This window comes from Flavobacterium xizangense, assembly GCF_054075145.1.
Window position 1 is genome coordinate 696,381 of the sequence record NZ_JBSIPG010000002.1, and the last position, 20,543, is coordinate 716,923.

Here is a 20,543-nt window from a genome sequence, read left to right on the forward strand (position 1 = left end):
ATTTATTGTCCCGGAAGAATTACTTGTGTCTGCTCACCCGTATCTGTATCCAAAACATCAACCACCAATCCTAAATTAGAATGGTAAATATCAATCGAAAGCGTTCCAAAAACATATGTTCCTGGAGCAAGCGTGCCAGTGCCTGTTCCCGTTCCAGTCCCATTTCCTGTACCTGTGCTACTTCCAAATTGATTATCAAATAATGAATTTGAAAGCCTGTTTAGTAATTGGTTATTCAAATTGCTTTTGAAACGTTCCAAATCTGTTTGCTGCTTAAACTGCGAATTGGTATCTTCTTTATAATCATTTTGAGCTTGAGCAGAACTAAGCAACCACGGATAATTGAAAGTCTCTCCTCCAAAATTTGGGTTTGCTGCTTTATATTGAAGGTTTTGTGCAATTGATATTGTACTAAAACCAATCAAGCAAACGAGTAATGCTATAGTTTTCATATAGATACTTTTTAGTTTGAACATTAAATAGTAAACGCTTTATCGACAAATGCACTCAATTCTGAATTTTAATATTGAGTAATCATTTTGTTTTGTTTTTCTAGATCTTTAAAATACTTGAATAGCTTTTGAGCCGCTGAATCAGCCATGTATTTTAAAAAATCTTCATCGGGACGTGAAATAAACTCCTCTATAATATCACTATCTACTAATATTGTAATCTTGGTTGTGCGCCCAAAAGTCAGTTCTTCCTGAACCGTTACGATTTTAGTAGTATGAACTTTCAGTTTCGAATATTGCGCATAAAACATATCATAGTAATCATTTCCCAATTTTGTTTTAGTATCATTGGCTACAATTCCTACCATTTCGATACCGTCAACAGGGACAGATTTTCCTGCGTCTGATTCTGTTTCTTCATTAAAAACAATTCGGTCTTTGCCAATTATGGCATTTTTTTCATCATAAATGAGCAACATTAAAATCACTTCGTCCTGTTTGGTATAATTGATTTGCGTTTTAGACAATTCTACCCTTTGATTCGGCTCCAGTGTTACTCTTCCGTCTTGCGCATTAGTTGATTTATTTGAATTCGATTTGTTTTTCTTGAATACACTTAGTTTATATGAAATATTCTTGAACTCTGATTTTAAATTTTCTGCAGTTCCGGTTATAAATAATAAATTCTCAATTTCCTTAACTTCAATTTTCGCTTTTACCTCTTTGTTGTACTCGGTTTGTGAAAATCCGTTTTCAGAAAAAAAAATAAAAAAAGATGCCACAATTATGTGAAGATACTTTTTCATGATTCTAGCGATTGAATACGTAAATTGTACCTGAATTTCCAGACTGATTTATGATCATATCCTTGGATATCGAATTTGATCCTATACTGAAAATCGTTAAATTATTGCCTTCCTGATTGACTTTCATCGATTCGACTCCTCGGGAGTATGATGATGAAACATCACTTATATAATTATTATTACCTGACTGTATATAGGATTGATTTATTTCGTCTGCTTTTTTGTAGACATTCATGTAGTTGTTATTACCAGTTTGCTGTGCAGTTACATAAGCATTATTACTGATAATAGTAAAATTGGCCTGATTATAGTTGCCAATTTGTGCAATTTTGACTATGTTATGATTAATAACATATTGATATGTATTCTGGTTTTGATTGCGATTGTTTGATTCATTCATGGCTATAACATAATCACTTATATTCCCATCAATTGATTGTGAGAATATAATTCCTGTAAAAAGAAAAAATAAGATTACAATAGCTTTCATAATTTTTGAAATAATAAAAAAAGGAAGAACTGATTATATCAAGTCCTTCCTTTTCTTGTTTTTTTAGTTTGCCTGTAGCACTACGCTGCCATTTAAGAACCCAGCTTGAGTAACAGTACTAACATTTCCCCATCCTAATTGTGCTGTCAAAGCATAGTTAGCAACTCCATATTGATCGATACTAGAAGAGTTCCCAATTCCAAGTTGAATTGTTGACGCTGAATTGAATAATCCTTCTTGATAAGTGTCAGATTCGTTGCCGAAGCCAAATTGATAGACACTAGCATCGTTGCCCCAACCTACTTGAGTTGCACTAGAACTATTAAAGAATCCGATTTGTGTTAGATCAGCATTATTGTCAATTCCAAATTGGAAAACTGTAGCGCTGTTTCCTAATAGTGGACCTTGGTCAATATCAGAAGTATTTCCCCATCCAATTTGTGTAACTGAAGCAGAGTTTGCAACACCTAATTGATCAATAGTTGATGAGTTATCAACACCTATTTGAAGAACAGTTGCAGAATTTAAAATACCATCTTGTTGAACATCTGAATCATTTGATCCAACTTGAACAACTAATGCTCCATTTAATAAACCAGTTTGGTCAACATTACTAGTGTTTTGTGCCACGGCAACACCTACAAACAGCATCGCGGAGATGCTTAAAATTACTTTTTTCATAATAAATATATTTAATTGGTTACTAATACAAATTATTATGCAGGCTGTAATTTGGGGAAAAAATTTGGGCAATTTTAATGAAATCTCAAACGAAAATTGGGATTATTTCTCGATTTCATTTTCAAAATTAGAAAACTTCTTGATAATCAAATCAGGTATAAATACGTAATTTACAAGAACTTAACTTGTTTTCGATGAACTGCAAAACTATCTCGATGAACTACCATTTGTGTTTTTTTTACTTAGTAAGAAAATACCTATTTATCGAGATTTCTTTTCAATTATGCCTAAACAGTCGTTAAAAAAAAGTTATAAAAACGGTTAATTTAACATATTCACACACAAAAAAAAACCCATCTTTTTTAAGATGGGCTTTAACTGAATGTTTAGAAAACGTTATTTAGTAAACAATAATTCTCTGTACTTGGTCAAAGTCCAGCTCTCATCATCTACTAATAATTCCAATTTATCGCAATGATTACGAATATCTTCAAAATAAGGTTTCACTTTATTGCAATACGCTTCAGCCATTTTTTGAGCATCAGTAAGCTGATTAGCCTTCTTTCTTTCATTAGTCATGGCTAATACTTTAGTATTAATTCCTTCAATATGTCCAGAAATTTCTTTTATTAAAGTAATTTGTTCTTTTGCAATCGTCTCAAATTCTTTTCCAAAAATTTCCTTTAAACCTTTTACATTTTCAATTAATGTATTCTGGTAACGAATTGCAGTTGGAATTACGTGATTTCTTGCAATATCTCCTAAAACTCTTCCTTCAATCTGAATTTTTTTAGTGTATTCTTCTAATTCAATTTCATAACGCGCTTCAGCCTCAACATGATTAAAGATTCCTAGTTCTTCAAATAAGTCCAAAGCTTGCTTCGAAACTTTAGCTTTAATAGCTTCTGGAGTAGTTTTGAAATTACTCAAACCTCTTTTTGCTGCTTCTTTTTCCCATGCATCGCTATAACCATCGCCTTCAAAAAGAATTTTTTTAGATTGTTTGATGTATTCTCTTAAGACATTGAAGATAGCATCGTCTTTTTTCATGTCCTTATTTTCAATCAGGTTCTCTACTTCATTTTTAAAGTCAATTAACTGTTTGGCAACAATAGCATTCAAAGTCGTCATTGCATTTGAACAGTTTGAATTAGAACCAACAGCTCTAAATTCAAATTTATTTCCTGTAAAGGCAAATGGTGAAGTTCTGTTTCTGTCTGTATTATCTAATAATACGTCTGGAATTTTACCAACAACATTTAATTTAAGATCTGTTTTTTCTTCAGGCGAAAGTTTTCCGGTTGTTACACTTTCTAATTCTAATAAAACTTTTGACAATTGTGCTCCAATAAAAACCGAAATAATTGCTGGCGGTGCCTCATTAGCTCCTAACCTGTGATCATTACTTGCCGTTGCAATCGAAGCTCTTAATAAAGTTTCATAATCGTTTACAGCTTTAATAGTATTAATAAAGAATGTTAGGAATTGCAAATTACTCATTGGCGTTTTGCTCGGACTCAATAAATTAACTCCAGTATCAGTAGCCAAAGACCAGTTGTTGTGTTTTCCAGAACCGTTTACACCTTTAAATGGTTTTTCGTGAAATAACACTTTAAAATCATGACGCTCAGCAACTCTTTGCATTACGTCCATTAATAAAGAGTTGTGATCAACTGCTAAATTCGTTTCTTCAAAAATTGGAGCCAACTCAAATTGATTTGGCGCAACCTCATTATGACGCGTTTTTACCGGAATTCCTAATAACATACATTCCTGCTCCAAATCTCTCATATAAGTAAGAGCACGTGTTGGGATAGATCCAAAGTAATGATCATCTAACTGCTGACCTTTTGCAGAAGTATGTCCTAATAATGTTCTTCCGGTCATTACCAAGTCAGGACGAGAATTTGCCAACGCTTTATCAATTAAAAAATATTCCTGTTCCCAACCTAAAGTTGCTGTTACCTTTTTTACGTTTTTGTCAAAATATTTACAAACTTCAGTCGCCGCTTCGTCAATGGCAGATAATGCTCTTAATAAAGGTATCTTATTATCTAAAGCCTCACCTGTGTATGCAATAAATACAGTTGGGATACATAATGTTGTACCATATATAAATGCCGGAGAAGTTGGATCCCAGGCTGTGTAACCTCTTGCTTCAAAAGTATTTCTAATTCCGCCATTCGGGAAACTTGACGCGTCTGGCTCTTGTTGTACCAATTGGGCTCCGCCAAATTTTTCTACAGGATCACTTCCATCGTATGAAGTTTCAAAAAAGGCATCATGTTTTTCGGCAGTTGTTCCTGTCAAGGGCTGAAACCAGTGAGTATAATGTGTAACGCCTTTTGACAATGCCCACTCTTTCATTCCCATGGCGATATAATCGGCCAGTTTTCTTTCTATTTTAGTTCCATGCTGAATGGCATCTCTTACTCCTTTAAAAGCATCCGAAGTTAAATACTGCTTCATTGCTTTTTCATTAAACACATTCGATCCGAAGAGATTTGATTTTCGATCAATTTCTTCAAAGTGCACTGGCTTTCTGTTGGAAGCTTCTTGTAAAGCTTGGAAACGTAATGTTGACATGGTATGTTAAGTTTTAATTCGTACTAATTTTCATTAAAAAAAGGAGGAACAAATATAAACAATAAAAGTCCCTGTTTAGAATATAAATTTTAGATTTTTGAACTACAATTTCTCAACAGATCATGCTTTTTTCAGAGAATAAACAAACACAATCAAGAAATGTAACAAAAAACCACAAGAATCCCCATTAAATAAACATTTTTTCATAATTTCTTAACCCAAAAAATCAAAAATAGCCCTTAATTATTACGAATTTATTTTTTATAGTGGTTAAAAATTGCTTTTTTAAAAATATACCCCTACGAAAATTACGCTTCTCTAAAAAATTATACTCCGCAAAACAAAATAGCCCCCTAATTTTTAGGAGTAAAAAAATAAATCTATATTTGACCCAGCGAAAAAACAAAAAAAATAAATTTATATTATTATGGCTAAAATTAAGTTAGAGTACATTTGGTTAGATGGATACGAGCCAACTCAAAATCTTAGAAGTAAAACTAAAGTTGAAGAGCATGAAAATTTCAAAGGAACATTAGAAGAACTTGGAAATTGGTCATTTGATGGTTCATCAACTAAACAAGCTGAAGGTGGTTCTTCTGACTGTCTTTTAGTTCCAGTTGCAATTTATCCAGATCCAACTCGTATCAATGGATGGTTAGTAATGTCTGAAGTTATGTATGCTGACGGAACTCCACACCCATCTAACGGAAGAGCTACAATTGATGATGAAGATGATGATTTTTGGTTTGGATTCGAACAAGAGTATTTCATCATGGATACTAAAACTCAACTTCCACTTGGTTTCCCAGTTGGAGGATACCCTGCTCCACAAGGGATGTACTACTGTTCAGTAGGTGGAAAAAACACACACGGAAGAAAATTAGTTGAAGAGCACGCTGATTTATGTATCGCTGCTGGAATCAACTTTGAAGGAATCAACCAAGAGGTTGCTTGCGGACAATGGGAATTCCAATTATTCGCTAAAGGAGCTAAAAAAGCTGGAGATGAAATCTGGGTTGCTCGTTACTTATTAGATCGTTTGACTGAAAAATATGGTTACTATATTGAATATCACCCAAAACCTCTAGGAGATACTGACTGGAATGGTTCTGGAATGCACGCTAACTTCTCTAACAATGTCTTGAGAACTTGCGGAGATCAAGCTACTTACGAAAGAATTTGTGAGGCTTTCCGTCCTGTTACTGCTGAGCACATCGCAGTTTACGGAGCTTACAATGAACAACGTTTAACCGGTAAGCACGAAACTGCTTCTATCCACGATTTCTCTTATGGAGTTTCAGACAGAGGATGTTCTATCAGAATTCCTTTGATGACTGTTCAAAAAGGATGGAAAGGATGGTTGGAAGACAGAAGACCAGCTTCAAACGGAGATCCATACAAAATTGCTGCTAGAATTATCAAAACTGTTAAATCAGCGCTATAATTCAAAGCTTAAAATAAATCCTGAAAGGTGCCATCGTAATTGTTGGCACTTTTTTTATGCTCTTTTCTTTTTATAAACATCAACTTTGTCAAAGTTTAAAAATCTACAATCAGAAAACTCATAACTCATAACTTAAAATTTATAACTTTTAAGAATACCTTTCTTATAATTAATTTTTAATTTAAACTTCAAAACTTATCTTTGTAAATCATTAAAAAAAATTGTTATGATAGTCTGGTCTCTCTTTTTACTTGCTGTAGTTTTTATTCTTGCTTTAGACCTTGGTGTCTTTAACAAAACTCCTCACATTATCAGTACCAAAGAAGCCAGCAAATGGACGTTGATTTGGGTAACACTCTCTTTTTTGTTTTCAGGAGTAATCTATTGGCTTTATACAACCGATTATATTGCAAACCCTGATAAATTGCAACCTGCAGTAGCTTCCATGAAATTTATTACAGGTTATTTAATTGAACTTTCACTAAGTGTTGATAATATTTTTGTAATTGCGATAATCTTTGCTTCGTTCAAAATTCCGCAAAAATACCAGCATCGTGTATTGTTTTGGGGAATATTAGGAGCGATTGTTTTCCGTGGATTGATGATTTTCTTTGGCGTTATGCTGATTAACCAATTTACCTGGACAACTTATTTATTTGGTGCATTCCTGATTTTTACAGCTATAAAAATGCTGTTTTCAGGGGAAGATGAAGATTTTCATCCAAAAGATTCTTTCATCTATAAAGCATTAGGAAAAGTTATTCCGATAACTTCTCACATGGATCATGAGAAATTTTTTATTTTAACTGAAAAAGGAAAAAAAGCTGCTACTCCATTATTCGTTGCTTTAATTGTAATTGAAGTGATGGACGTTTTATTTGCCGTTGATAGCGTTCCGGCGATTTTAGCGATTACATCAGATCCGTTTTTGGTATTCAGTTCTAATATTTTTGCTATTCTTGGATTGCGTTCTATGTATTTCTTTTTGGCAAATATGCTGGCGAAATTCAGTTATTTGGAATACAGTTTAGTTGCCATTTTAGCTTTCGTAGGGTTAAAAATGCTGCTGCACGATTGGATTCACGTACCAGAATGGGCTTCTTTAGGATTTATTGCCCTTTCACTTTTAGTTGGAATTTTAGTTTCGCTTAAATTTGGAAAAGAAAAATTATTGACTGATTCTGATTCTTCTGATCAAGAGTAATATTTTATAAAATACAATACATAAAAAAAGGAAATCTTACGATTTCCTTTTTTTTATTCCTTTTTACTAGTTCACTTTTTTAACATTGCTATCATCGATATTATATCTTGCAATTACAGCTTTGTAATCTGAATAATCAACTTTTGCTTTTTTAGCATTGATTCCATCATCACCAGGAATAATAACAATTCTAAATGTTTTACCTAGTCTAAAACTTGCAGGTAATTGAGAAAAATCACTTAAACTTCCATCAATAAAGATTGTAACTTTACTTTTTGAAAAAGTATAATTATACTGAGCTGTCTCTAAACCATTATTAAAATAATAAATTTGAGGTAACAGCGCCCAAGTATCCCCTCCACTTGTACCAACTAATTCATACACTAAAATATTATCACCCGATAACATTCCTTGCAATGAAGTATCGAAACTATAATTATTAGGACCTGTAAAATCTTTAGTAGTTTCAAACACGTAAGGAATTGGAGCATCTAATCCCGGAGGCCCTTCTGGCCCTTCACAGCTTGAAAATGCGATTAATCCAACAACGGCAAATAAGGTAAGTATCTTTTTCATAATATTTTATTTTTTAAAGTTTATAAAGGTATTCCAAAAACCAAACCAAAAATTTTGTTAAACGGGTTTCGGAATAAAATTTCTAATTATTTTTTTGCAACAGTTTGGTTTTTAAGGAATATTTTATTGAAAAACAATGCATGATATGGCAGTGAATTCTCCCAATAATCCCAAGTATGTGCGCCAGGACGCTCAGTATAATCGTGGTCAACTTTGTTATAAACTAATCTTCGGTGCAATTCTCTGTTTGGTTCAATTAAAAAATCATCAACACCACAATCTATTATCAACGGCAGTTTGTTTGCTTTTATTTTATCGAGCATATTCATAACGGCATATTGCTCATACATTTCGGTACTTCCGCTTTTATCGCCAAAAACGGGTTGCATTAATTTGACAACCTGAGCTGCCGAATCTCTATTAAGCATCGTACTCATATCTACAGCTCCACTCATACTTCCTGCCGCACAAAACAAATCAGGATGTTTTGCCGAAAGATACAAAGCGCCGTGACCTCCCATTGAAAGTCCGGTAATTACTCTTCCGCTTTTATTGCTGATGGTTCGGTAGGTTTTATCTACTTTCTGAATGACTTCCTGCGTTATAAAAGTTTCAAACTGGCTTTCTTTATTTACTGGGCTATCCAAATAAAAACTGAAAACCTCGCCTTCAGGCATCACAATAATCATATTGTATTGATCCGATAAAGTCTGAACTAATTTTTTGTTTGGCGTATTTTTCAGCCAGTCGCTAAAATGTCCGTAAGCGCCATGTAAAAGATACATAACCGGAAAAGTTGATTTGCTTTTTGCATAAGAATTTGGTAAAACTACCGCAGCTTTATAGGTCTTTCCCATAGCGGCACTGGCAACTTGCAAAGTGTCTACTTTTGCCGCATATGTCATTGTAGTCAAGCAAAGCAAAAACAAAGACAGCAGCATTTTAAATTTCTTCATTCTGATATATTTTTTTCTGATTAGGGAATGTAAATATACCTTTTTCAAAATAAATTATATGAAAAATCCGACCAGCTTTTGCCAATCGGATTTGAGAAATATTGTAATTGCATTTTTTCAACCAAAGATTAAATGATTTTTAAGATTAATCATTTCAATCTGCAAAATCAGTGGCAAAAAAGCATTAACTAATTATTATTTTATGTTCCAAACGATATTGCGAGGCGCTTTTCCCTGTGTATTGTTTGAATGATTTGCTGAAATGGCTGAAATTATTAAAACCACTTTCGTAGCAAACTTCATTAATACTGATTTGCTTTTCGGCCAAAAGTTTAGAAGCATGTACTAAACGATATTCATTTACAAATTCAGTAAAAGTTTTGTTCGAAATCTTTTTAAAATAACGACAAAACGATGGCGTCGTCATACTAACCAGATTCGAAACCTCGTCAATGGCAATCGATTCCTGAAAATGATCTTTTACGAAATTAAAAATCAAATTCATTCGGTCATTGTCTTGATTCTGCAATTCCAACGAAAATCCGTCAGCATTTAAAACCGTATATTCATCTGATGACTCTAACTCATCTAAAATACTCAAAAGTGTCAGCAAGCGCTCAAAAGGAAGCTGGTGCTCCATCATTTCGATTTTTTTGCCTATTTGTTTTTTGGTTTCGCCATTAAAGGCAATTCCTGTTTTTGATTGATTGATAATATTTTGCACTCTTCTCATTTCGGGAGCTACAAAAAAATCATTCGCTAAAAATTCCGGTTTAATATGAATAACGGTTTCTTTTTTATTTCCCGTTTGTTCATTTGTAAAACCGCAATGTGGCAAATTGGCACCTATTAATATCAAATCTCCATTTGTGTAATAGGAAACATGGCTTCCTATTTGTCTTTTTCCCGCACCTCCATTAATATAAACCAACTCAATTTCTGGATGATAATGCCACAAATGGGCTTTACTGTTGGTCTTTTCGGCATGTTTGGTGTAGGTAAAAGAACTTCCGTATGAGTTTGATATCACTTCAAGAGCTGGGGCGACTGTTTTCATGATATATATCTTTAAAAAATAATAGCAAATTTAACAAAAACACCTAAAATAATTTAAATTTTAACCTATAACGGTTTCGTAACTGCGAATTTTTCATAAAAAACCGATAAACAATGCTGCTGATTTTATGTCAAAATGGCCATTTTTTTAGAGTCTCGTTTTTTTATTGCAGATTTTTTTTAGATATCACATTTAAAACCATCTTTTAATACAAATATGCTATTTCTGTAAGAAAAGCAGAACTTTTTAACAAACTCCAATTTTTACAAAACATTAAAAAATAATAGCCGAATTAACAAAAACACTTAAAATAATTCAAATTTTAACCTATATCGGTTTCGTAAATGAGAATATAGCATATAAATTGGAAAATAGAGTTGTACTAAAAAAGCAACTACTGAACTAATTTTACATCAGAAAAATGAACTAAAAATTTAAACATACAGAAATATGAAAACGATTTTAAAATTAAGCTTAGTAGTTGCAGTATTATTATCAGGATTCAATACATATGCAATTGATGGTGATGGAGAATTTGGTCTTCATGTATTAAAAGGAAATGGAAAGCTTATCACGTTTGCTTTAAACCAAACTAAAAAAGCAAACTTATCTATATATGATAAAGAAGGTACTTTATTATATTCTGAAAATGCATCTGGAAAAGACGGTATTTTAAGAACTTTCAGTTTAGAAGAATTTCCATCTGGAACTTATTATTTAGAAGTTGAAGACAGCACTAAAAAAGTAAGACACGAAATTACAATTACTGATGATGCTACAGTTTTATCATCAAAAGCAATTTCATCTGTTTATAAAGATGCTGCAAAAAATACTAGCGTAGCAGTACGCTAAAAAATTTATACTCGAATACAGTATAAAAATGAGGTTAGATAGTTAGTAAAGTTTAAAAACCGTCAGGTTTTAGAAACAGCTCTTTGTGGTTATTGAGCTGTTTTTTTTTGCTCTTTACTTAACTGCAGATTTTTCTTAACCGCAAAGACGCAAAGAAAAAAACGCTAAGGTTCGCAAAGTTATTTTAAAACTTTGCGAACCTTGCGCGACCTTTGCGTCTTTGCGGTTAAACATACTTAGTTTTGTAAAGAAGTCCTTAACTGAATGCAAAGTCAAAATCACGAGAACTTTAAAAAATAATTACCCAATTAACAAAAACGTTAAATTAAATTCAAAATTTAACCTATAACGGTTTCGTAAATGAGAATACAACACATAAATCGGCAAATAGAGTTGTGTGATTATCTTTATTTCATAAGTAATTTAGCATCAGATAATTAGATCTATTAATTAAAAAACTAATGCTATGAAAAATTTAAAATTAAGTTTAGTAGGTGCAGTGCTTTTCACAGGATTTAGCGCTTTTGCAATTGGCGGGAATGAAGATTTTAATCTTCATGTATTAAAAACAAATGGTAAATTGATCACGTTTGCACTTAATCAAGTGAAAAAAGCAAATGTTGCAATTTATGACAAGGATGGATCACTTATTTATTCTGAATATGCTTCAGGTAAAGAAGGAATTTTAAGAACTTTTAATTTAGAAGAATTCCCAGAAGGAACTTACTATTTAGAAGTGGAAGACAATGTGAAAAAAGTGAGACACGAAATCATTATTACTGACGACGCATCAGTTTTATCAAGAAAAGCAGTTTCATCTGTTTACAAAGCAGGATTTGCTAAAGATTCTAGCGTAGCGGTACGCTAAACCTATACGTATATATAGGTATAAAAAAATTGGGAATAATATCAAGCTAAAATTTAGCTAAATGAGAGCGGCTCTATATAAAATTGGGCTGCTTTTTTTATGCTATTATATTCTGAACCAAGCAATTCTGTTTTCATTAAAATTATCTCTTTTAATTAAGAAATCGTTATTTTAAGATTAAGAAAAACATTGAAAAATAATAGGCGATTTGGCAAAAACGATAAATATAATTCAAACTTTAACCTATAACGGTTTCGTAAATGAGAATATAGCATAGAAATTGGCAAATAGAGTTGTGCTGAATTACCCATTGAGAAAGTAATTTTACATCAGAGAATTAGAACTATTAATTTAATAACTAAGATTATGAAAAAGATTTTAAAATTAAGTTTAGTATGTGCAGTATTTTTCGCAACAAGCAATGCTTTTGCAATTGACGGGAATGACAATTTGAATGTTCACGTTTTAAAAGGAAATGGAAAACTGATCACGTTTGCTCTAAATCAGGTAAAAAAAGCCAATCTGGCTATTTACGACAAAAATGGAGAATTGATTTATTCTGAAAGTGCTTCGGGCAAAGACGGAATCTTGAGAACCTTTAGCTTAGAAGAGTTTCCAGAAGGAACTTACTATTTAGAAGTTGAAGACAATACAAAAAAAGTGAGACACGAAATTACAATTACTGATGAAGCTTCGGTTTTATCTACAAAAGCAGTTTCGTCAGTTTATAAAGCAGGTTATGCTGCTCAAAATACTAGCGTAGCAGTACGCTAAAAAATTTATACTTCTCATAAGAGTATAAGGTTAGATAGTTAGTAAAAACGTGATTGTTTTACAAACAGCTCTTTGTGGTTATTGAGCTGTTTTTTTTTGCTTTAAACTGTACTGAATTTTATAATTTTTCCGATTTAGGAAAGTAATTCCTAATAATTTTAAAAGTCTGATTTCTACACTTTTAAAAAAATTCATCAAAAAAAAACCAAAAAAGGCATTTTTTCGTAAATACTGTAGGAAAATTATAGAAACATCTTTAATTCAGCAACTTAACCGTTTGAAAACGGCTATTTTTTGCATAAAATTAAATTTCTTTCGTAGTTTTGCTACGCCACTATTTAGTATTAATCTTTAAAAAAGTAATTTAAAAAAACATGACAAAATTTACCAGAATGGGCTTAATCGCCGCCTTTTTATTTACCTCGATTTTTACCTACGCATTTAATGGAACAGGAGACTATATTTTGAATATAGTTACCGGAAACGGAAAAGTAATAAGCTTTACTTTAGACACCGTTGAAAATGTTTCTTTTTCTATTTATGATGAAAACCATAATTTAGTTTACGCAGGTGAATCTGCTGCAAACAAATTAGAAGTTTCAAAAACAATAAGTTTAGAAGGTCATCCAGCCGGAACTTATGTGCTAGAAGTAACTGAAAATGGCAAGATTGCAAAACACGAAATTAAAGTTGTAGCCAAAAAAGTGAAGGCCGTAAAGTTAGACGAAACTGTAAACCAAAGTCCTTCTTTCCGTCGCTAACCCCTTTTTGTCCCCAACAAAATTAAAAGCAGCTCGTTCCAGGAGCTGCTTTTTTTTGTTCTTCTGTTTTTCTAATCCTCGTTCCTATTTTTACCAAATCCCAAAAGGAATCTGCATCGGGGAAATTATTAAAACAATACTTTCCAGATCATCTTTCTCAAAAAGCGCTACTTTGCTTTCCTCTTTCTGCAAAAAATCTATTTTATCCAAATATTGCTGAATTGTCATCATAATTATCAATTGATAATCATAAAGTTAGTCGATATATTTTGGATAAACTTAAAATTAATTATCTAAATATTTATGGCGCATAAAAATTTCTGAGTCAAAAACATAAATTATTTCTTACTTCAATCTTAAAAAATCGATAAAAGGAAAAAAAAATCGGCTCAATTACTAGCTATATTACTGATTTAGATATATTTGCAAAACGAATTAAGAATACACAAATGAAAATATTGCTGATGAAAATGACCACCAAAACCAATCTTTTAAACTAATACTTATGCAAAAAAAACTTATTGTTTTAGTAGTATTGATTGTTTTTTCATTTCGTGCCGCTGCTCAAAATGAAGCCGTATATATAACCGACAAAGTAAGTGACAAATATGCTTATGTTGATGTTATAAAAACCTACGAAAAAATCGCTGCAAAAGGCTACAAATCTGTAGACTTATTCCAGAAATTGGGAGATTCCTCCTATCAACATGATAAACTAGAAAAGGCCGCCGATTGGTATGATAAATTATTCGCCATGACATCTGACTTAGAACCTGTTTATTATTATAGATACGCAGAATCGCTAAGATTTATTTGTCAAAACGAAAAAGCCGATGCTATCATTGAAAAGCTGAAGCGAAAATCTAAAGTTGTTAAGAAAAAAGTTTAGGAACTATTCGAATTTTCATAAAACATAAAAAAGCCTCTCAGTAATGAGAGGTTTTTTATTTAATTTGTTTCCTTAATAATTTTATACAATTCCTGACAATAGGCAAACTTATCATTTTCTTGGTTTCTTTTATATTCCTGCCCCGTTTCATAAACCATAATCTGAAACCAATTTAATATTCTAAACGCCATATTCTTCGCTAAAAGATTTTTGTCATCTGATTTCATAATACTCAAATCCTCTATTTCAGATTTCCAAAACTTTAAATTAGAAGTACTTTTAGCCCATTTTAATTCCTGGTCAAAGCGAAGCGAAAGTTTACCCATTATTTTGTTTTCCAAAGCCTTTATTTCTTTCATTTTGGCTATTTCATCTTTATACTCTTTGGATTTTTTGATTTCGGCAATCTTGGCTCTTAGAGTATTGTCTTCATTGATATTAAAAGAAGTAATCCCTTTTTCATAGGCATTTACAGAAAGTAGCATTTCTTTATTCGTCTTTAAACTATCAGCAATTCGCAAATTGGCATCATAAATTCTTTTAATAATCGAATCGTTCTTTGGTCTTATATTTTTTCTATACGCCTGAATTTCCAACCAGTCAAATGCGCGAAGCATTTCAGATGGTTTAGGCCAAGCGTGCCCCACATGAGCAACAAAAAGTGTATTTACAATCTTCGTTTTATCGAGCCATTCTCTATTTTCAATCATTTCCTGATAATTCATATCCCGATCTCCAACCATACCAACATAGGAGAAATTATTTGACGGAGTTATAAACTTGTCCATGCCATTAAAAGAAGCGCCACAAGCAATAACGCCTTGAAAAGCTCCTGTAGATATCCCAAAAAGACTAGCTAATCTTGCACCTCCCGAAAAACCTGATATATAAAGCTGTGAAGTATCAACAGCATAGGTCTGCAATACATCGTCAAATAATCTATTGGCAATGGTAATATTATTTTGGACTAATCCATTTTTTAAAGTATTAGAACAAACCAAAATATAATGATACGTTTCTGCGGCCAGAATAAAGGGTTCAATTCCTTTTTTGCCTCTTGCCGCCGGATCAAAGATAAAAACCAATGCCATTGGGGTTTTAGCATCGTATTTTTTTGGAAAATATATGGCGTACGACTCTGTTGGAGCTGTTGCAATTTTCACCGAATCGATAATAACTCCTGTTTGTAACGATTGCTTGTTTTGGGTATATCCAAAAACCGTAACAAAAAGAAAGAGAATATAATAGATAGTGTTTTTCATGACACTAAAATTAAAAAAACCTTTCGTTTCTGAAAGGTTTTTATTTGTGATTAAATCTAAAAGTTTTTGCATATTTTTTCCACTAGCAAAGGAATAATCCTATAACCATTTAAATCATCCACAATCTTGTCATTTCGACGGAGGAGAAATCTTCGTGCGCTGAGCACGCCATTTGCTAGCGTGAGCGTCTCGCTCGTGCATTGCTTTTGCGTTCACGAGCGAGACGCTTGCGCTAATTGATAAAAACCTAATTATTTAAAACTTCACTTAATTTGCATCCAATATCTATTCTTTATAAATCCTCCTTAGAAAATCCAGCATTTAATATTTCTGTAGTATCTACAACTTCTTCATCAAATATTGGATGAATTACTTCTGGATATTCATCTAGATATTTCATTTTATAAAATTTGCCAATGTTTTGCTTAAATTCGAGTGAAACATTTTCAGTTGAATAATTTGTTATTCTTTTAGAGTTAACATAATAAATAAAATAATTTTCTTGCGATTTTGGATAACTTTTATGCGAAACGTATTTACCTATAATTGTCTGCCCATAATTGTCTATTTTATATCCAACATAATAAGATCTCACAATCATGACTGAAAGACAAATAAAGAACGAAATCACGATAACTTTAGATATTTTATTTATCATATTATTCTTTTTGCTGATGTTAGCACGAGTTTTTCTCAATTAAAAGTAAATTCACCCTTTTCCCAGAAGCGGAAGACTGCCATCATTCCATTCTAAGGTTATAAATTTAGAAGTATGTTCTTTCATGTCATCAAAACCATCAAGTAAAATGGCTGAACCGCCATTTTTTACAACTTCATTTACCATTTTAAAAGTCAGCGTAGCTCCATGAGGATCCAAACCAGCTACATCAAAGACAATATCTTTTGTTTTTGAAAACGTTTTATATAAATTTAGTAGCTTTCTTTGAGTTCCACCCAGTTTATTTATTTTGGTCTTTCTTGTAACATATATGTCTTCAAACAATTTTACAAGAAAAGGATTCGTAAGATCTGCATCCTTTTTAAGAAATCTGTTAACGGTTGCAGGAAAAAAAATGTCCCTAAATTTTGACTCTTTAAAAAAATCAACAAAAGACATTTTTCTATTTACCGTAACATTTTCATGTTTTATAATCCCGCAAAAAATATCTTTAAGATACATTTCTGTATCATAAAAATGCATTCCATTGTATAAGAACAAAACGATTATTTCACCTTCATACAAAGTAAAAGGTGGTATATAATAAGTATCTGTTTTAATGCCTTTATTTTCTAATACTATTTTCATAAAAATGAGTTTCCATTTTAGAAATTTCTTCTCTATATCAAACACTAAAAATAATCACTTTATTTAATAAAAAAGCGCATTTAGTAAAAAACCAAATGCGCTTTTCAGATTATGAAAATTTGAAAATTCTACATATTCCTTCTATACTGCCCACCAACTTCAAACAACGCCGAAGTAATCTGACCTAAAGAACAAACCTTTGTCGCTTCCATTAAATGATCGAATAAGTTTTCGTTTTTAATAGCGGCTTGCTGTAATGTATTTAAATGCTCGTTTACTTTTGCTTCGTGGAAATTATGCAAGTTATCCAACATCGTAATTTGATATTGTTTTTCTTCTTCGGTAGCACGAATTACCTCAGCCGGAATTACCGTTGGCGAACCTTTTGAACTCAGGAAAGTATTTACACCCACAATCGGGAAATCGCCATTGTGTTTTAAAGTTTCGTAATACAAACTTTCTTCTTGAATTTTAGATCTTTGGTACATCGTTTCCATTGCACCAAGAACACCGCCTCTTTCAGTAATTCTATCAAATTCTTGAAGAACTGCAGCTTCAACTAAATCGGTTAATTCTTCGATGATGAAGGAACCTTGAATTGGGTTTTCGTTTTTCGCTAAACCTAATTCTTTATTGATAATCAACTGAATCGCCATGGCACGACGCACAGATTCTTCTGTTGGCGTTGTAATCGCTTCGTCGTAAGCGTTGGTGTGCAATGAATTACAGTTATCATAAATCGCATACAAAGCCTGTAAAGTTGTTCTAATATCGTTAAAATCAATTTCCTGCGCGTGTAACGAACGTCCAGAAGTCTGAATATGATATTTCAGCATTTGTGCTCTTTCGTTGGCTCCGTATTTGTTTTTCATGGCTTTCGCCCAAATTTTACGCGCTACACGACCAATTACTGAATATTCCGGATCTACTCCATTCGAGAAGAAGAATGATAAATTCGGACCAAAATCGTTGATATTCATTCCACGGCTCAAATAATATTCCACGTAAGTGAAACCATTTGAAAGCGTAAAGGCCAATTGCGTAATTGGGTTTGCTCCCGCCTCAGCAATATGATATCCTGAAATCGAAACCGAATAGAAATTACGAACGTTTTTAGTAATAAAATATTCCTGAACGTCACCCATTAATCGCAAAGCAAATTCAGTTGAGAAAATACACGTGTTTTGCGCCTGATCTTCTTTTAAAATATCAGCCTGAACCGTTCCACGAACTTGCGATAATGTTTTTATTTTTATCTCATTATAAACTTCTAAAGGTAAAACCTCATCTCCTGTAACACCCAAAAGCATTAATCCTAAACCGTTGTTTCCGTCTGGCAAATCGCCTTGGTATCTTGGTCTTTCGATTCCTTTTTCTTTATATAATTTGTTGATTTTGGCCTCAACTTCTTTTTCTAAATCATTTGCTTTGATGTAAATCTCGCATTGCTGATCGATTGCCGCATTCATAAAGAAACCTAACAACATCGGCGCAGGCCCGTTAATCGTCATACTTACCGAAGTCAATGCATGAACCAGATCAAAACCTGAATATAATTTTTTAGCATCATCTAAACAGCAGATTGAAACTCCCGCATTTCCAATTTTTCCATAAATATCCGGACGTAAATCTGGATCGTTTCCGTATAAAGTTACACTGTCAAAAGCAGTCGAAAGACGTTTTGCAGGCATTCCGGCACTCACATAATGAAAACGTTTGTTGGTTCTTTCTGGTCCGCCCTCGCCCGCAAACATTCTTGACGGATCTTCGCCTTCACGTTTAAACGGATATAATCCAGAAGCAAATGGAAATTCACCAGGAACATTTTCCTGTAAATTCCAACGCAAAATATCGCCCCAACCTTCATATTTAGGCAAAGCAATTTTCGGAATCTGTAAATGTGATAAACTTTCAGAATGCGTTGCAATCTTGATTTCTTTATCACGAACTTTAAAGGAGTAAACTGGATTTTTGTATTTGGCTACTTTTTCATCCCAATTCAGAATAATTTCCCAATTGTAAGGATCTAAATCCATTTTTACTTTATCAAACTGATTCAGTAAAAGATTTAAAAAGATTCTGTTTTCGTCGTGTTCTTGAATTCCACTTGGTAAAACAGTCGAATCATCAATTCCAGCTTTATTGATTTGCGGAACTTTTCCAGAAACCGATTCAATGGTTTTGAAAATTCCGTATAATTTCTGTGCTACTTTTTGTTGTAAAAGCGCTGTTTCATCATAAGATCTGTTATTCTCAGCAATTTCAGATAGATAACGTGTTCTGTGAGGCGGAATCACGAAGATTTTCTCGCTCATTTCTTTTGTGATTGTAAAAGTCGATTTCAAATCTGAAGCCGTTTTTTCAACCACTTTATCCATAATTGCTTTGTAAAGCGTGTTCATTCCTGGATCGTTAAACTGCGAAGCAATTGTTCCGAAAACTGGCATTTCATCAGGATTTTTATCCCAAAGATTATGGTTACGCTGATATTGTTTTTTTACATCGCGTAAAGCATCAAGTGCGCCTCTTTTATCAAATTTGTTTAAAGCCACTAAATCAGCAAAATCAAGCATGTCGATTTTTTCCAATTGCGTTGCCGCTCCAAACTCTGGGGTCATTACATATAATGATACATCAGAATGATCCATAATCTCCGTATCAGACTGACCAATTCCTGACGTTTCTAAAATAATCAGATCGTATTTTGCGGCTTTCAAAACCTGAATCGCTTCGGCTACATATTTAGATAAAGCCAAATTTGACTGACGTGTCGCCAGCGAACGCATATATACACGAGGATTATTAATGGCATTCATTCGGATTCTGTCTCCTAAAAGTGCTCCTCCTGTTTTTCTTTTCGAAGGATCGACAGAAATTAATCCGATTGTTTTCTCTGGAAAATCAATTAAAAATCGGCGAACCAATTCGTCTACCAAAGAAGATTTTCCAGCTCCACCCGTTCCCGTAATTCCTAAAACTGGAATTTTAGAAGTGGCATTACTTTCGTGAATTTTATCAAAAACTGGTTTTGCAATTTCAGGGAAATTTTCGGCTGCCGAAATCAAACGCGCAATTGCGGTTGGAACCTTATTTTCGATATGATCAATTTCTCCGTTTAATTTATCTCCAATAGGAAAGTCGGCACGTTGTACCAAATCATTAATCATTCCTTGAAGTCCTAAAGAACGTCCGTCGTCTGGAGAATAAATTCGGGTAATTCCATATTCATGCAATTCTGAAATTTCGCTTGGCAGAATTACACCGCCTCCGCCTCCGAAAATCTTGATATGCCCTGCTCCTTTTTCGTGAAGCAAATCATACATATATTTAAAGTATTCATTGTGACCTCCTTGGTACGATGTCATTGCAATCGCATTGGCATCTTCTTGGATTGCGGTATTTACAACTTCCTCAACACTTCGGTCATGACCTAAATGTATTACTTCAACTCCGGTTGATTGTATGATCCTGCGCATAATATTGATGGCGGCATCATGTCCGTCAAAAAGCGAGGCAGCTGTGACAATTCTTACTTTATTTTTAGGAATATATGGTATTTGTGGTTCCATTTTATGAATA

Annotated in this window: 20 protein-coding genes; 7 read left to right on the top strand and 13 right to left on the bottom strand. The window is 33.0% G+C overall.

What is annotated here, in order from left to right:
• Positions 1-2: 2 nt before the first annotated feature.
• The 5 genes from ACWA1B_RS08630 to ACWA1B_RS08650 form a co-directional block, all read right to left on the bottom strand.
• A complete protein-coding gene (locus ACWA1B_RS08630) occupies positions 3-452 on the bottom strand; it encodes a curli assembly protein CsgF (RefSeq protein WP_456905951.1) in 450 nt (149 codons plus the stop codon).
• A 68-nt stretch (positions 453-520) separates the two neighbouring features.
• Positions 521-1,258 (bottom strand): CsgE family curli-type amyloid fiber assembly protein, encoded by a 738-nt coding sequence (locus ACWA1B_RS08635; RefSeq protein WP_456905953.1) that lies wholly within the window; start codon positions 1,256-1,258, stop codon positions 521-523.
• A gap of 4 nt (positions 1,259-1,262) precedes the next feature.
• Positions 1,263-1,748 (bottom strand): hypothetical protein, encoded by a 486-nt coding sequence (locus ACWA1B_RS08640; protein WP_456905955.1) that lies wholly within the window; start codon positions 1,746-1,748, stop codon positions 1,263-1,265.
• 63 nt (positions 1,749-1,811) lie between these two features.
• A complete protein-coding gene (locus ACWA1B_RS08645) occupies positions 1,812-2,429 on the bottom strand; it encodes a hypothetical protein (protein WP_456905957.1) in 618 nt (205 codons plus the stop codon).
• Between the two features lie 396 nt (positions 2,430-2,825).
• A complete protein-coding gene (locus ACWA1B_RS08650) occupies positions 2,826-5,015 on the bottom strand; it encodes a glutamine synthetase III family protein (RefSeq protein ID WP_456905959.1) in 2,190 nt (729 codons plus the stop codon).
• A gap of 427 nt (positions 5,016-5,442) precedes the next feature.
• On the opposite strand from ACWA1B_RS08650, the gene ACWA1B_RS08655 reads away from it, so the two are divergent.
• Both ACWA1B_RS08655 and ACWA1B_RS08660 read left to right on the top strand, forming a co-directional pair.
• Positions 5,443-6,459: a glutamine synthetase beta-grasp domain-containing protein gene (locus ACWA1B_RS08655; protein ID WP_456905961.1), complete on the top strand. Its 1,017-nt coding sequence runs from the start codon at positions 5,443-5,445 to the stop codon at positions 6,457-6,459.
• Between the two features lie 226 nt (positions 6,460-6,685).
• Positions 6,686-7,663, top strand: a complete 978-nt coding sequence (locus ACWA1B_RS08660; RefSeq protein ID WP_456905963.1) for a TerC family protein — start codon at positions 6,686-6,688, stop codon at positions 7,661-7,663.
• 66 nt (positions 7,664-7,729) lie between these two features.
• Here the strand turns inward: ACWA1B_RS08660 and ACWA1B_RS08665 are convergent, their stop codons facing one another.
• From ACWA1B_RS08665 to ACWA1B_RS08675, 3 genes are all read right to left on the bottom strand, one after another.
• Entirely contained in the window at positions 7,730-8,239 is a 510-nt protein-coding gene (locus ACWA1B_RS08665) for a hypothetical protein (protein ID WP_456905965.1), read from the bottom strand.
• Positions 8,240-8,325: 86 nt separating this feature from the next.
• Complete coding sequence (locus ACWA1B_RS08670) at positions 8,326-9,195, bottom strand: alpha/beta hydrolase (protein WP_142449629.1); 870 nt, start codon at positions 9,193-9,195, stop codon at positions 8,326-8,328.
• Positions 9,196-9,379: 184 nt separating this feature from the next.
• Positions 9,380-10,252 (bottom strand): AraC family transcriptional regulator, encoded by an 873-nt coding sequence (locus tag ACWA1B_RS08675; RefSeq protein ID WP_142449630.1) that lies wholly within the window; start codon positions 10,250-10,252, stop codon positions 9,380-9,382.
• A 450-nt stretch (positions 10,253-10,702) separates the two neighbouring features.
• Here ACWA1B_RS08675 and ACWA1B_RS08680 point away from each other — a divergent pair, with 450 nt between their 5' ends.
• From ACWA1B_RS08680 to ACWA1B_RS08695, 4 genes are all read left to right on the top strand, one after another.
• Positions 10,703-11,104 carry a T9SS type A sorting domain-containing protein gene (locus ACWA1B_RS08680; protein ID WP_456905968.1) on the top strand — a complete coding sequence of 134 codons (402 nt, stop codon included), beginning with the start codon at positions 10,703-10,705 and terminating at the stop codon, positions 11,102-11,104.
• Positions 11,105-11,570: 466 nt separating this feature from the next.
• A complete protein-coding gene (locus ACWA1B_RS08685) occupies positions 11,571-11,972 on the top strand; it encodes a T9SS type A sorting domain-containing protein (protein ID WP_456905970.1) in 402 nt (133 codons plus the stop codon).
• A 366-nt stretch (positions 11,973-12,338) separates the two neighbouring features.
• Positions 12,339-12,746, top strand: coding sequence for a DUF3244 domain-containing protein (locus ACWA1B_RS08690; protein ID WP_456905972.1), 408 nt, complete (start codon positions 12,339-12,341; stop codon positions 12,744-12,746).
• 374 nt (positions 12,747-13,120) lie between these two features.
• Positions 13,121-13,507: a secretion protein gene (locus ACWA1B_RS08695; protein ID WP_456905974.1), complete on the top strand. Its 387-nt coding sequence runs from the start codon at positions 13,121-13,123 to the stop codon at positions 13,505-13,507.
• A 90-nt stretch (positions 13,508-13,597) separates the two neighbouring features.
• Here the strand turns inward: ACWA1B_RS08695 and ACWA1B_RS08700 are convergent, their stop codons facing one another.
• Positions 13,598-13,738, bottom strand: a complete 141-nt coding sequence (locus ACWA1B_RS08700; RefSeq protein WP_456905976.1) for a hypothetical protein — start codon at positions 13,736-13,738, stop codon at positions 13,598-13,600.
• 274 nt (positions 13,739-14,012) lie between these two features.
• Here ACWA1B_RS08700 and ACWA1B_RS08705 point away from each other — a divergent pair, with 274 nt between their 5' ends.
• Positions 14,013-14,396 (top strand): flagellar motor protein MotB, encoded by a 384-nt coding sequence (locus ACWA1B_RS08705; protein ID WP_456905978.1) that lies wholly within the window; start codon positions 14,013-14,015, stop codon positions 14,394-14,396.
• 59 nt (positions 14,397-14,455) lie between these two features.
• Here ACWA1B_RS08705 and ACWA1B_RS08710 read toward each other — a convergent pair whose 3' ends face one another.
• The 4 genes from ACWA1B_RS08710 to ACWA1B_RS08725 all read right to left on the bottom strand — a co-directional run bounded on the left by ACWA1B_RS08710 (position 14,456) and on the right by ACWA1B_RS08725 (position 20,533).
• Entirely contained in the window at positions 14,456-15,658 is a 1,203-nt protein-coding gene (locus ACWA1B_RS08710; protein WP_456905980.1) for a hypothetical protein, read from the bottom strand.
• Between the two features lie 292 nt (positions 15,659-15,950).
• Positions 15,951-16,259: a hypothetical protein gene (locus tag ACWA1B_RS08715; RefSeq protein WP_456905982.1), complete on the bottom strand. Its 309-nt coding sequence runs from the start codon at positions 16,257-16,259 to the stop codon at positions 15,951-15,953.
• Between the two features lie 108 nt (positions 16,260-16,367).
• Positions 16,368-16,964 (bottom strand): hypothetical protein, encoded by a 597-nt coding sequence (locus ACWA1B_RS08720; protein WP_456905984.1) that lies wholly within the window; start codon positions 16,962-16,964, stop codon positions 16,368-16,370.
• Positions 16,965-17,092: 128 nt separating this feature from the next.
• Entirely contained in the window at positions 17,093-20,533 is a 3,441-nt protein-coding gene (locus tag ACWA1B_RS08725; protein ID WP_456905986.1) for a methylmalonyl-CoA mutase family protein, read from the bottom strand.
• Positions 20,534-20,543 lie beyond the last annotated feature (10 nt).

Coding starts and splice junctions, on each gene's coding strand:
- ACWA1B_RS08660 (WP_456905963.1), top strand. CDS start 6,686: ATGATAGTCTGGTCTCTCTTTTTACTTGCTGTAGTTTTTATTCTTGCT.
- ACWA1B_RS08705 (WP_456905978.1), top strand. CDS start 14,013: ATGCAAAAAAAACTTATTGTTTTAGTAGTATTGATTGTTTTTTCATTT.
- ACWA1B_RS08635 (WP_456905953.1), bottom strand. CDS start 1,258: ATGAAAAAGTATCTTCACATAATTGTGGCATCTTTTTTTATTTTTTTT.
- ACWA1B_RS08685 (WP_456905970.1), top strand. CDS start 11,571: ATGAAAAATTTAAAATTAAGTTTAGTAGGTGCAGTGCTTTTCACAGGA.
- ACWA1B_RS08710 (WP_456905980.1), bottom strand. CDS start 15,658: ATGAAAAACACTATCTATTATATTCTCTTTCTTTTTGTTACGGTTTTT.
- ACWA1B_RS08715 (WP_456905982.1), bottom strand. CDS start 16,259: ATGATTGTGAGATCTTATTATGTTGGATATAAAATAGACAATTATGGG.
- ACWA1B_RS08655 (WP_456905961.1), top strand. CDS start 5,443: ATGGCTAAAATTAAGTTAGAGTACATTTGGTTAGATGGATACGAGCCA.
- ACWA1B_RS08725 (WP_456905986.1), bottom strand. CDS start 20,533: ATGGAACCACAAATACCATATATTCCTAAAAATAAAGTAAGAATTGTC.
- ACWA1B_RS08680 (WP_456905968.1), top strand. CDS start 10,703: ATGAAAACGATTTTAAAATTAAGCTTAGTAGTTGCAGTATTATTATCA.
- ACWA1B_RS08695 (WP_456905974.1), top strand. CDS start 13,121: ATGACAAAATTTACCAGAATGGGCTTAATCGCCGCCTTTTTATTTACC.
- ACWA1B_RS08670 (WP_142449629.1), bottom strand. CDS start 9,195: ATGAAGAAATTTAAAATGCTGCTGTCTTTGTTTTTGCTTTGCTTGACT.
- ACWA1B_RS08700 (WP_456905976.1), bottom strand. CDS start 13,738: ATGATGACAATTCAGCAATATTTGGATAAAATAGATTTTTTGCAGAAA.
- ACWA1B_RS08665 (WP_456905965.1), bottom strand. CDS start 8,239: ATGAAAAAGATACTTACCTTATTTGCCGTTGTTGGATTAATCGCATTT.
- ACWA1B_RS08720 (WP_456905984.1), bottom strand. CDS start 16,964: ATGAAAATAGTATTAGAAAATAAAGGCATTAAAACAGATACTTATTAT.
- ACWA1B_RS08675 (WP_142449630.1), bottom strand. CDS start 10,252: ATGAAAACAGTCGCCCCAGCTCTTGAAGTGATATCAAACTCATACGGA.
- ACWA1B_RS08690 (WP_456905972.1), top strand. CDS start 12,339: ATGAAAAAGATTTTAAAATTAAGTTTAGTATGTGCAGTATTTTTCGCA.
- ACWA1B_RS08640 (WP_456905955.1), bottom strand. CDS start 1,748: ATGAAAGCTATTGTAATCTTATTTTTTCTTTTTACAGGAATTATATTC.
- ACWA1B_RS08630 (WP_456905951.1), bottom strand. CDS start 452: ATGAAAACTATAGCATTACTCGTTTGCTTGATTGGTTTTAGTACAATA.
- ACWA1B_RS08650 (WP_456905959.1), bottom strand. CDS start 5,015: ATGTCAACATTACGTTTCCAAGCTTTACAAGAAGCTTCCAACAGAAAG.
- ACWA1B_RS08645 (WP_456905957.1), bottom strand. CDS start 2,429: ATGAAAAAAGTAATTTTAAGCATCTCCGCGATGCTGTTTGTAGGTGTT.